11 protein-coding genes and 1 tRNA gene are annotated in these 12,123 nt (G+C 66.0%); 6 read left to right on the top strand and 6 right to left on the bottom strand.

All coding sequences use genetic code 11. The features are described 5' to 3' along the window. The first annotated feature begins 178 nt into the window (after positions 1-178). A complete protein-coding gene (locus ACWEO2_RS30170) occupies positions 179-886 on the top strand; it encodes a transposase (RefSeq protein WP_452408415.1) in 708 nt (235 codons plus the stop codon). A 136-nt stretch (positions 887-1,022) separates the two neighbouring features. Beyond that, a complete protein-coding gene (locus tag ACWEO2_RS30165; RefSeq protein ID WP_452408414.1) occupies positions 1,023-1,160 on the top strand; it encodes a hypothetical protein in 138 nt (45 codons plus the stop codon). Here the strand turns inward: ACWEO2_RS30165 and ACWEO2_RS30160 are convergent. Together ACWEO2_RS30160 and ACWEO2_RS30155 are read right to left on the bottom strand one after the other, a co-directional pair. Further along, positions 1,136-1,534, bottom strand: coding sequence for a DUF4870 domain-containing protein (locus ACWEO2_RS30160; RefSeq protein WP_452408413.1), 399 nt, complete (start codon positions 1,532-1,534; stop codon positions 1,136-1,138). The two genes, ACWEO2_RS30165 and ACWEO2_RS30160, sit on opposite strands and share 25 nt — an antisense overlap. 1,263 nt (positions 1,535-2,797) lie before the next feature. Next, positions 2,798-2,870 (bottom strand) — tRNA-Asn (locus ACWEO2_RS30155). Between the two features lie 216 nt (positions 2,871-3,086). Between ACWEO2_RS30155 and ACWEO2_RS30150 the strand changes: the two genes are divergently transcribed. Beyond that, positions 3,087-3,332 (top strand): hypothetical protein, encoded by a 246-nt coding sequence (locus ACWEO2_RS30150; RefSeq protein ID WP_452408412.1) that lies wholly within the window; start codon positions 3,087-3,089, stop codon positions 3,330-3,332. Between the two features lie 161 nt (positions 3,333-3,493). On the opposite strand, the gene dnaG is transcribed toward ACWEO2_RS30150, so the two are convergent. The 3 genes from dnaG to ACWEO2_RS30135 form a co-directional block, all read right to left on the bottom strand. After that, positions 3,494-5,419 (bottom strand): DNA primase, encoded by a 1,926-nt coding sequence (dnaG, locus tag ACWEO2_RS30145; RefSeq protein ID WP_452408411.1) that lies wholly within the window; start codon positions 5,417-5,419, stop codon positions 3,494-3,496. A 67-nt stretch (positions 5,420-5,486) separates the two neighbouring features. Then, positions 5,487-6,755, bottom strand: a complete 1,269-nt coding sequence (locus ACWEO2_RS30140) for a deoxyguanosinetriphosphate triphosphohydrolase (protein ID WP_452408410.1) — start codon at positions 6,753-6,755, stop codon at positions 5,487-5,489. Positions 6,756-6,805: 50 nt separating this feature from the next. Continuing rightward, positions 6,806-7,384 (bottom strand): YdcF family protein, encoded by a 579-nt coding sequence (locus tag ACWEO2_RS30135; protein WP_355181561.1) that lies wholly within the window; start codon positions 7,382-7,384, stop codon positions 6,806-6,808. A 288-nt stretch (positions 7,385-7,672) separates the two neighbouring features. Between ACWEO2_RS30135 and ACWEO2_RS30130 the strand changes: the two genes are divergently transcribed. Next, a complete protein-coding gene (locus ACWEO2_RS30130) occupies positions 7,673-8,551 on the top strand; it encodes an NAD(P)-dependent oxidoreductase (RefSeq protein WP_452408409.1) in 879 nt (292 codons plus the stop codon). 12 nt (positions 8,552-8,563) lie between these two features. Here ACWEO2_RS30130 and ACWEO2_RS30125 read toward each other — a convergent pair whose 3' ends face one another. After that, positions 8,564-9,238 (bottom strand): MBL fold metallo-hydrolase, encoded by a 675-nt coding sequence (locus ACWEO2_RS30125; protein WP_354955971.1) that lies wholly within the window; start codon positions 9,236-9,238, stop codon positions 8,564-8,566. A gap of 30 nt (positions 9,239-9,268) precedes the next feature. Between ACWEO2_RS30125 and ACWEO2_RS30120 the strand changes: the two genes are divergently transcribed. After that, entirely contained in the window at positions 9,269-11,251 is a 1,983-nt protein-coding gene (locus tag ACWEO2_RS30120; RefSeq protein WP_452408408.1) for a TPM domain-containing protein, read from the top strand. Positions 11,252-11,295: 44 nt separating this feature from the next. Continuing rightward, positions 11,296-12,114 (top strand): MerR family transcriptional regulator, encoded by an 819-nt coding sequence (locus tag ACWEO2_RS30115; RefSeq protein WP_452408407.1) that lies wholly within the window; start codon positions 11,296-11,298, stop codon positions 12,112-12,114. Positions 12,115-12,123: the final 9 nt, after the last annotated feature.

Here is a 12,123-nt window from a genome sequence, read left to right as displayed (position 1 = left end):
TTGTTCTGTCGCAAGACAAATCATCACCCAAGGGCTTCGTTCAAGATCAACCGGGGCGCGGGACGCGACCCTCAGAGCTTAAAACTCAAGCTAGCGGCCGCGTGTGCGGCATCGCCGAGGGCGCTGCCCAGACGGTCACTGGCCTGGCGGCAAAACCGTATTCGCTCAACTGAATTCGGTGATCGCGCTGGACTTCCTGGACCGCTACCCGACCCCGCAGGCCGCCGCCGGACTCACCCCGGCCAAGCTCGAGGCGTTCTGCCGCCGACGCGGCTACAGCGGCCGCCGCACCGGCACCGAGCTGCTGGCCCGGCTGCGCACCGCACCGGCCGCGGCCAGCCGGCTCGGCGAGCCGGTCATCGCGCAGCTCATCCGCGCCCAGGTCGCGATCATAGGATCGATCCGGGCCAGCGTCGACGCCCTCGACACCGTGATCGCCGCCGCGGTCACCGCGCACCCCTACGCCCGGCTGCTGGCAGATCTGCCGCGCGTCGGCACGCTCAACTTGGCCCAGATCATCGGCGAGGCCGGCCCGATCCTGGAGCGGGCCACCAGCTTCGACCAGCTCGCCGCCGAGACCGGCCTGGCGCCGGTCACCCGCGCCTCGGGCAAACAACACACCGTCTCGTTCCGGTACGCCACCAACCGCCGCGCCCGTCAAGCCCTTGATCTTCTGGATCGACAACAGCCGCCGAGCCAGCAACTGGGCCGAGCAACGCTACACCGACGCCCACGCCCGCGGGCAGCGACACCCGCACGCCATCCGCACCCTCGGCCGCGCCTGGCTGCGTGTCATCTGAGCCTGCCGCGACCAGAACCCGACGAGCTGTCGGATGCGAAACACCTGCCGCCTTCGCTGCCTGATTCACCGATCCAGTTGCGTTGAACACCAATCGGATACGCTCGCGATCCACCGGACCGGACCGTTGCCTCGAACTCACCGATCGATCACCGAACTGACCAAGACCACCCGAAAACGACACGACCGCCGCAACCTCAATCGAGAATGTTGCGACGACCGCATGAACCCGCGTAGCGCCGGGCCGTTGATCTTCGGACTGTCGCATCTGGCCCGCAGGCAGGGGGCCGACAGCATCCTCGATGACGAAATCCAGCTGGGACTTCGAATATGCCGCTACTTGACCGAGTTGGCCAACTGATCGGCATATGGGGCAGTGAATTTTCCGACGATGGGAAGCTCTGCGCGGACACCGCCGGTGTTGTTCGCCTGGACCATGGCCATGATCCATATGACGACTGCGAAGACCGCGACTGCGAGTCCGGCGAGGCTGAAGATGATCCCCAGGGCTCCGAGGAGCGAGCCGAGGATGCTCAGAACGATATTGAGCACCGAGACCGCTCCGAAGAAGACGATCGATTGCGAGGCATGGAATTTCACATCGGGATCTTTCTTTCCCACGAACAGGAAGATGATTCCGGTGAGCCACCCCAGTGCGTACGACAGGATCGCGCTGGTCTTTTTGTCCAATCCGGCGGGCTGCGGTTGGTTGGCGGGAGGTTGAGAAGATGTCATGGGGCAAGTAGATGCCGTGCCCGCCACCTACCGATCCCAGGTTTCAGCCCGAACCCACAGGTCGCAGGCCAGTCGGCGAGTGGGATCCCGGACGTGGTTGTCTCGACGAGACGACTGCCAACGACCTCGAAACGCCCGGGTGACGGCTCATTACACAATCGAGCACCTAAAGTAGCCGAGTCGGTCTCCGAACAAGGGCCGCTGCACCGTCATCGTCATGGCGCGGTGCGTTCGGTCGGCCTCGAATCGATACAGCCACCTGCAGGTCGCCCGCCCCGCTCCGACCGGTTCGATCAGCGCGGTATTCGGCATGTGCGTGCGTTCGGCCGGGTCTCAGTCAGGCCCGGCCTTGACCGCACGGGTCGCGGCATTGTCGTGTGTTGCCGCGAACGCTCGTGGCAATGGCGGATGTTGACTACTGCAACGATTCTCGGCTCGTCGTGGTCGGTTGCGGTTCCCTAGGCCGGAACTGGGCGGGTTCGGTCGGTGACCAGCAGAATAGCGACAGCGCCGAGCATCGTGCCGGTGACCCAGCGTTGGGCTCGCAGCCATAGCGGCCGACCGGAAAGGAACACCGCGATTGTGGCGGCCCCCAGCACAATCAAACCGTTGACGGTTAACGCGATACCGATCTGCACGGAGCCCAGCACCAAACTTTGCAACCAGATCCGCCCATGTCGACGGCCAGTTCCGATTTGCTGGACTGTTAGCGGCCGCTGTCAAGCAATGATCCGCCGCCGGTGAGGTCGTGACCTGTCGACGTCGACGAAATCTGAAGTCCCCCATGGGCGTGCCCACTCGATCCGCCCAGTGACGTCACTGCCCAGCAAGAGCTTCGTTGCAGGCAGCGAACAGCAGATCAAAGGGGCCCCGGGGCATGACCGCTCTATCCGCAAAATTGCCGTCCGGGCCAGCTGAGCCTGAAGCCGGGACGCACACCCACCAGCTTGCCGAATGTCATCTGCGGAATAGCCATCAAGCGCCACATCATCGTTGTAGGTCACCTGCGTGCCATCGGAGTTGATCCCGATGACCACATCCGGGTCGTAGGTCTACACGCTGACTGTCCCCGCGCCGGTGAGAACGGCAAGGGCGGCTACTCCAACCTCATCGCCGCACCTGAGCTGCTGAAGTGGCGTTCAGTGCAACCAGCCGATGACCACCCTGGTGCCGAATTCTTGGCGTTTTCTTGGTGAGGGTCCCGTAAGTGATTACACGAAAAGGGGCCCTGACCGGAAATACATGGTCAGGGCCCCTTTTATGCTCCCCCATCTGGACTCGAACCAGAAACCTGCCGATTAACAGTCGGCTGCTCTGCCAATTGAGCTATAGGGGACTATCCTGGGTGGCTCGTCCGTACTGGGCGGGCCGAGGAGAAACTTTAGCGTATCGGTTGGCGGGTTCCCAAATCGCGTCTCTACCTGGAGACATGTAGGGGTGTCGGCGTGTCCGGAGGTGGCGCGCGGTGGGGTGGATCCGGATCGACAGGCGTACCGGGCGTCGGGCAGGATGGTAGCCGCGCGCACAGGTACTTTGGGAGGAGCTCTACGAGATGCTGCGGTTGATCATCGGCGTTGCGGCCGGTTATGTGCTCGGGACGAAGGCAGGGCGTGGTCGTTATGAGCAGATCAGTGCGGCGACCCGTGCCGTGACCGAAAGTCCGGTGACTCGCAAGCTGGTGCTCGTGGGCCGGCAGAAGCTGTCGGACAAGCTCAGCACCCGGGCGAAGCTGGAGCCGATGGTGCCGTTGGATGAGCGCACCACGCTGCTGGTGCCGCAGGATCAGTTGCGTCGCTGAGCCCGCTGGGGCCGGACTGGAATTTCTCGATCCACACCAGACCACCGCGGGCCGACAACGAATCGCCCGCGGCGAGCGCTGCGTTCCGGCGCTTCGTGAAGCAGACCGGATAATCCCCGTCGCGCACCACGCAGCGGAACCCGAGCAAGGGGCGGCGCGACTCAGCCCGCGGCGAAGTCGTCGTGATTGCCCATCGCCTGGGTGAGCAGACTCTTGCGGTACTGCTCCAGCGCGACGAGATCGCCGAACAGCGCCATATAGGCCTCGGCTTGTTCAGTCGAGGACACGCGCTGCAGCTTCGATTTCAGTTCGGCGATCTGGCGGCCGACCCAGGCCTCCTGGACACGAGCAAGGACGCCGGTGACGAAGCGGGGAATGTCATTGGCGGACTTCACCGGCATCTGTTCACCGGACAGTTCGGAGACCAGCGCGCGCATGGTCAGGTCGTCGGTGCCGTCGGAAACGGCGTTGACCCACTCCGCGCCCCCGAGCCCGGACGCCGTGCCGCCCGCCTCGGCGATCAGGGCCCGAACGGCCGCATAGGCCGGATGGGTGAAGGCCTCGGTTTCGATCGAGTCGAAGACCGCGCCCGCCATTGCCGGATACTGCAGTGCCGCGCCCAGCGCCTGCCGTTGCGGCAGCAGCGTCGGGTCGTTCGGGTTGGGACGGGCAGCGGGGTGTTCGGCGACGACCGCACTGGGTTGTGCCGCGCTGGCAACCGAGCCGCGACCGCCCGGACGGCCACCATTGCGGTGGCGTTTGGCTTCCTCGCCGACCCGGCGCACCACGGTCTGGATGTCGTCCCAACCGACCCACCCGGCCAGTTTCGTCGCGTACGCCTTGCGCAGCGCGTTGTCCTTGATCTGGGCGACCACCGGTACCGCCCGGCGCAGCGCCTCCACCTGTCCCTCGGCGGTATCCAGGTTGTGGTCGGCGAGCAGGCCGCGGATCACGAACTCGTACAACGGAGTTCGCCGGGCCACCAGATCGCGTACCGCGCCGTCGCCGGAGCGCTGGCGCAGTTCGCACGGATCCTGGCCGTCGGGGGCGATGGCAATATAGGTCTGACCGGCCAGCTTCTGGTCGCCCGCAAAGGCTTTCAGCGCCGCCGCCTGTCCAGCCGCGTCACCGTCGAAGGTGTAGATGATTTCGCCGCGCCAGAAGTTGTCGTCCATGAGCAGGCGACGCAGCAGCGCGAGGTGTTCGTCGCCGAAGGCGGTGCCGCAGGAGGCGACGGCGGTCTTCACCCCGGCCAGGTGCATGGCCATCACGTCGGTATAGCCCTCGACCACCACCGCCTGGTGGCCCTTGGCGATCTCGCGCTTGGCGTGGTCCAGGCCGAAGAGCACCTGAGACTTCTTGTACAGCAACGTTTCCGGCGTATTGATGTACTTGCCGGGCATGGTGTCGTCGTCGAAGAGTTTGCGTGCGCCGAAACCGATGACGTCGCCGCCGAGATTGCGGATCGGCCACAGCAGCCGCCGGTGGAACCGGTCGATCGGGCCGCGCTGGCCCTGCTTCGACAGCCCGGCCGCTTCCAGCTCCTTGACGTCGAAACCCTTGCGCAGCAGATGTTTGGTGAGCGTGTCCCAGCCCGCGGGGGCGTAGCCGCAGCCGAACTGCTGGGCGGCATTGCCGTCGAAGTTGCGGTCGGTCAGATACTTGCGGGCCATCTCGGCCTCGGGCTCGCGCAGTTTGGCCATGTAGAACTCATGCGCGGCGGCGTTGGCGGCGACCAGTCTGGCCCGGGTGCCGCGATCGCGCTGCACCGAGGTGCCGCCGCCCTCGTAGTTGATCTGATAGCCGATCCGGTCGGCCAGCTGCTCGACGGCCTCGACGAAGCCGATGTGCTCGACCTTCTGCAGGAAGGCGAAGACATCGCCGCCCTCACCGCAGCCGAAGCAGTGATACAGGCCGTGGTTGGGCCGCACGTGGAACGACGGCGACTTCTCGTCGTGGAAGGGGCACAGGCCCCGCATGGAGTCCGCGCCCGCTCGCTTCAGAGCGACGTACTCCCCCACCACATCCTCGATCCGGACGCGTTCGCGTATTGCCGCGATATCGCGATCAGGGAGTCGTCCGGCCACGGCGGTCAGTCTAGGCTAGTCCGGCCTCGACACGCCCAGCGGCTGGTCACGCGTCTGAACCAGCGGGCTATTCGGCCAGCGACCGCGATACGCGCTCGAGCCGACTCTCGGTATACGACGCGATCTGGTCGACGATTACCCGGACCCGCGCGGTGTCGTCGGTCGCGGCATGCCACCACGGCAGCAGCAGCGGATCCAAACCGTGCGGTGCCGTCGCCAGCAGCCGGTTCGCGACCATCAGAATCCGCTCGCGCTGCACGGCTTGGCGCTGTTTGTGATCCAGATCGGACATGACATAGCGGAGCGCGACGGTCTTGAGCATTGCGACCTCGGCGGCGACGATCGGCGGAATCTCTAGGTCGGCGGCATATCGGGATAGCGCACGTGCCCCGGCCACCGCCCGGGTGGCCATGATCGCGGCGGTGGCGAAGCGGCCGACCAGTTCACTCGTGAGGTGCTTCAACGCAACCGAACTGGCGAGGGTTCCGTCATAGGACGCGGCTCGGGATACCACCGGCAGTTCGGAGAGCCGCTGGGCGGCGCCGATGAGGTCGTCCACCGAAAGCGACGGATGCCGACCGTGCCCGAGTTCGGCGAGGGCGGCCTGTTCCGCGGGATCGGCGAGGGCCCGCAATTCGATGCGCCCCGCGATCACGCCGTCCTCGACATCGTGCACCGAGTACGCGACATCATCGGACCAGTCCATGATCTGACATTCGAGGCTCTTACGACCGTCCGGCGCATCCTTGCGCACCCATTCCAGGCGGTCCAGGTCGATATCGTAGGCACCGAATTTGGTGCCCGAACCTGTTCTGCCCCAAGGGTATTTGATGGCCGCGTCGAGAGCGGCCCGAGTCAGATTCAAACCCGCGCTGGTTCCGTCCGCATCGAGAACCTTCGGTTCCAGCCGGGTGAGGATGCGCAGATTCTGCGCATTGCCCTCGAATCCGCCGAACGCGTCGGCGAAGCTGTCGAGGGCATTCTCACCATTGTGGCCATAGGGCGGGTGGCCGATATCGTGCGCCAATCCGGCCAGATCGACCAGATCCGGATCACAGCCGAGTCCGTCGGCGATACTGCGCCCGATCTGCGCCACTTCGATCGAATGGGTCAGGCGCGTGCGTGGGGTGTCACCGTCACGTGGACCCATGACCTGGGTTTTGTCGGCGAGTCTGCGCAGCGCCGCGGAATGCAGCACCCGGGCCCGGTCGCGGGCGAATTCGGTGCGGTGACCGGTTTCGAATTCACTGCGCGGCGGTCCGAGTTCGGCGGTCTTGGCACCCTCGACCACCATGCGCTCGCGATCGTGCTCGGTATAGCGATGCCTACCCGTCACCCGACCACCGCCCCGATCGAATCGCTACGCGATGCTGCACTCATCGAATCTCACTGCCCCGCTGAGTATTTGAAGTCCGACGAGAAGTGGGTGAGTTGATACCAGAGCAAAGCTCCGGTCTCCCTGGCGATTCCGTGCGCCTGCGACTCCCTGGTGTATACGGCGGGCCCGGTACGAGTGGGCGCGGTCCATGCGTCCAGTCCGGCGTCACGGGCCATGGTTCTGGTGCGCAGCGAATGCCATGGATCGCTGACCAGCACTGCCGATGACATCTCCCGGGCGCTCATGGCCGTCGCGACCGCCTCGATACTGCGCAATGTGTCCGAACCCGTTTCGACCGCGAGAATTCGGTCAGCGGGTATCCCTCGCTCCTCCAAATAGTTCTTGCCGGAGGCGGCCTCGGTGTACAGATCACCCTGCTGCTTACCGCCCACCGTGATCACCTTCGGCGCGACACCGGCTTTGAACAGCTTGTAGGCCTGGTCGAGTCGCGCCTCGAAAACCGTTGACGGTGTGCCGGAGTATTGCGCGGCACCGAGTACCACGATCGCATCGGCCTTGGTGTAGTCGTCGATGCGCGCCACCTGCCACACCCGGAATGCGGTGCCGCCGACCAGCACCGCACCCATCAAGATCGCGCCCGTGACCAGCCGTCTAGCCCAGCGCAGTGGTCCGCCCCCGGCAGCGCGCGACGGGGCGGATCCGGGAGCCGAGGCCAGGGACGCCGAATTCACCTCACCAAGTTTGCCAGGTCATCAGCGATAAGTGCGTCACCGACGGACACCGACTGCTGATACTTACCTTTTGGTGAGTACTGGACTTATTTGTAAGTACTTGTCGTCCCTACAGTGGAATTCGAGAATGAATCCCGGCGCCAGATCCTTCGAAAACCTTCGAAAACGTTCAGGAGTGGAGATATGACGACATCGGTGACCGTGCTCGGGCTCGGCGCGATGGGACAAGCGCTTGCGAAGGCCCTCGTGCGCGCCGGACATCCGACAACGGTCTGGAATCGCAGCGCGGGCCGGGACGCGGAACTGGTTGCGGCAGGGGCGAAGTCGGCGCAGACCGTTGCCCAAGCGGTGGCCGCGAGCGATCTCGTGGTGGTCTGCCTGTTCGACCACCGATCGGTACACGAGGTGCTGGACCCGGTTGCCGACATCCTGGCCGACCGCGCAATGCTGAATCTGACCAGCACCGAGCCACGCGGGTCGCGCGAACTGGCCGAATGGGCCGCGAGTCACGGCATCGACTTCCTCGATGGCGGCATCATGGCCACCCCGCCGATGATCGGGCTGCCCGGCTCGTCGCTGCTCTACAGCGGCGCCCAATCGGTCTTCGACACCCACCGCGCCACCCTCGAATCACTGGGCAGCGCCGAGTATTTCGGTGCGGACGCGGGACAGGCCGCACTCGTCGACTTCGCCCTGCTCGCCGCGATGTACACCATGTTCGCGGGCTTCTACCACGGCGCCGCCATGGTTCGTTCGATCGGCATTTCGGCCGAGGACTTCGGTCACCGGGCATCGGGTTGGCTGGCCGCGATGACCGGATCGTTGCCGAGGGCCGGAGCCACCATCGACTCCGGCGACTACTCGAAACCGTTCCAGCCCTTGGATTTCACCAAGGCCGCCCTGGACGCCATCGTCTCGGCCAGCCGCGATGCGGGCGTCGACCTGGACGTGATCGGCGCGATCAGGAATCTCGTCGATCGCCAGGTCGCCGACGGGTACGGCGCACAGGGCAGCGAGCGGATGTTCGAGAGCCTGCATCCGCGCGGCGACCTGGCGGTGTGAGCCGTCCGCGGCCTACCAGCCGCGCTCCCGCCACTCGTCGAGGTGCGGACGTTCGGTGCCGAGCGTGGTGTCGTCACCGTGACCGGGATACACGATGGCGCCGTCGGGATAGCGGTCGAAGATCTTCGTCGTGACATCGGTGTAGAGCGAGGTGAAATCCTCCGGATTCGTAGTGCGGCCGACTCCGCCGGGGAACAGGGAGTCACCGGTGAACAGGTGCACGCCCGGACCGTCGACAAGCGCGAGGGCAACCGAGCCGGGAGTGTGTCCGCGTAAGTGGATGACCTCGAAGGCCAGCTCGCCGATCTCGATCAGATCGCCGTCGGCGAGCAGTCGGTCGGGGCGCACCGGGAGGGGATCGGCGTCGAGCGGATGCGCGGCGGTCGGTGCACCGATGGCCGCCGTGACCTTTTCCAGGGCCCACCAGTGGTCCGGATGCTGGTGGGTGGTGACGACCAGGGCGACGCGGTCCGGCGTTTCCTGGTTGATGAGTTCGATAATGCGGTCGGGTTCATTGGCGGCGTCGATGAGCAGTGCGGCCCCGGTGGCGCCGCACTGCACTAGATAACAGTTGTTGTCCATCCCGCCGACGGACATTTTGATGATGCGAGCACCGGGGACGTCCCGCTGTTGCGGATTCGATCCAGGGGACACGTGACCGGTGTACGGCAGGTCGATCGTGATCACGGATCGATGCTAGCCAGCTAGATTCATCCCATGCCGTTGTTAGCGCCGATTCGTCCGATCCGCCGGGCCGCCTCGGTGGTAATGAGCGTGTGGTTCCTGTGTGTCGCGCTGGTCGCGGGCCCGGTCAATGCGGATCCGCCGCTGCGGATGGGACCGTATGTTGTCGACTCGGCCCAGGTACTCGATCAGGGACAGCTCGATCGGGTGTCGGCGGCGGTCGACGACCTGTACGCAGATCATCAGCTGCGGCTCTGGGTTGTCTATGTGCGCGATTTCAATGGAATGCGGCCGCCGGAGTGGGCCGATCGCACGGCGACGCTGTCCGGATTCGGCGGACGCGATGTGTTGCTGGCGGTCGCGACGCAGGATCGGGCGTATTCGTTCCATGGCGAATTGCCGAGCGGTGTCAGCGATTCCGAGCTGGACGCGGTGCTGACGCGCGATGTGGAGCCCGCACTGCGCGACGGCCGATGGGCGGACGCCGGGGTTGCGATGGCGGATGGGTTGGATTCGGCGATGCGCGGCGGTGGCATCAGCGGATGGACGCTGCTGATCGTCGCCGGGGTGATCGCGCTCGTCGTCGGTGGGCTGGTGCTGTATTCGCGCAAGCGGCGCGGCGACCGCAGACGTGCCGAATTGGCGGCGGCACGGCAGCTGGACCCGGACAATTCCACCGCGCTCGCGGCCTTATCGCTGGAGGCGCTGCAGGCCAGGTCGAAGGAGGTGCTGGTGGAGATCGACAATGCGGTGCGGACCAGTGCCGAGGAGTTGGATCTGGCGACCGGCGAATTCGGCACGACCGCGGTCACCCCGTTCAGCACCGCCCTTGCGACTGCGAAAGCCGCTGCCGCCAGGGCATTCTCGATCCGGCAGCAGCTGGATGACGATATTCCCGAGACGCCGGATCAGCAGCGCACCATGCTGGTCGAGCTGATCGGTACGGTCGGGCGGGCCGATCGGGAACTCGACGGCCAGGTGGCCGAATTCGATGCAATGCGGAATCTACTCATCAATGCCGCGACTCGATTGGATGGGCTGACCCAAGATCTGGTCGAGCTGACCGGTCGCGTGCCGAATTCCGAGACCGAACTCGCCCGGCTCACCACCGCGTATCCGGCAAGTGTGCTCGCACCCGTGCGGGATAACGTGACCATGGCGCGGGCGCGAATCACCTTCGCCGAACAGAACATCGATGCGGGCCGCGATGCCGTTGGCCAACCGGTCGGCAAGCAGGGCGGTGCGGTCGCGGCGATACGGGCCGCGGAAGGCGCGATCGGGCAGGCGCGTACGTTGTTGGACGCCGTCGACAATGCGGCGACGAATATCCAGCAGGCGACCGACGGGCTGCCCGCCGCACTGGCGGAACTGCGCGCGGATATCGTCAGCGCGAAAGCGCTCACGGGCTACGGCGGAGCCGAGCTGCAAGCCGCCATTACCGCGGCGGAGACGGCCCTGGCCAGCGCCACGGCCACCGCCACCAGTGATCCGCTCGACGCCTTCCACACCGCGGTCACCGCCGACAGCGCGCTCGACCTCGCCAATGCGGCGGCCACCGACCGCAAACTCGCCGCCGAGGAGCTGCGGCGCAGACTCGACCGGGCGCTCGCCGATGCCAGCGCCCGGATCGGCGCGGCATCGGACTACATCACCACCCGACGCGGCGGTGTCGATGCGCAGGCACGCACCCGATTGTCCGAGGCGCAGCGCAATCTCGACGCGGCACAGCAGCTTTCCGCAACTGATCCGACCCGGGCCCTGGCCAGCGCGCAGGCCGCCGCGGATCTGGGCGGTCGCGCACTGCGGGACGCGCAGTCCAGCGTGCGGGCCTGGGAGAGCCGCCAGCCGCCATCGGGGACCGCGCAGGCAGGCGCGGTACTCGGCGGAATTCTGATCGAGGGACTGCTGCGGGGCGCGGGCACCGCCGCCCGGCAACGGCCCGGCGGCGGCTATACCCCCGGGTCGTACGGCGGCTCCAGCGGATCCCGCCGGATCAGCCGGGGTGGTCGGTTCTGAGGCTTGACCCTGACACCGTGTGAGGCCATAGACCAGGAGCCGTCATGTTCAGTATCGGAGACTTCGCCAGACACGGACGGGTATCGGTGCGGATGCTGCGTCACTACGACGCGATCGGGCTACTGCGGCCCGACCGGGTGGACGCCGCTACCGGCTATCGCTATTACGCGGGCGGCCAGCTCGCTCGGCTCAATCGCATTGTCGCGCTGAAGGATCTGGGCTTCACCCTGGAACAGGTCGGCCGAATCCTCGACGACAAGGTCGACACCGCGGAACTGCGCGGCATGCTCGCGCTGCGCCGCGCGGAGCTGGAGCAGCGGATCACCGGCGACCGCGCCCGGCTCGTCCAGGTCGAGACGCGGCTCCGCATAATCGAGAAGGAGGGCGCTATGCCCGCCAATGATGTGGTCATCAAGTCCATTCCGGCCGTCCGTGTCGCCGAATTGACCGGTGTCGCCAGCGATTTCGAGCCGCAGACGATCGGGCCGGTGGTCGGGCCATTGTTCGAGCAACTGTGCGCCCGGTTGGCGCAGGTGAGCATCGATATCGTCGGTCCGGGGATCGCCTACTACGAGGAGCAGCCGGACGGTTCGGTACACGTGCACGCCGCCATGCCGGTCAATGCCGACCCCGCCGCCGCCTACGAATTCACGATCGTCGACCTGCCCGCGGTGCCGCAGGCGGCGACAGTGGTGCACCGGGGCAGCATGGACGAGGTCCTGGAACCATGGCAGTCCCTCGGCAAATGGATCGACGCCAACGGATACCGCTCCGCCGGACCCGCCCGCGAGGTAACCCTCGAGTTCACCGAGGACCCGAGCGGCTGGGTCACCGAACTCCAGGAACCCATCCACACCGCGTAACCACCCCGC

It is taken from the genome of Nocardia sp. NPDC004278 (assembly GCF_053602975.1).
The sequence above is the reverse complement of the archived record's forward strand: the minus strand, read 5'-3'. Positions and strand labels throughout refer to the sequence as shown.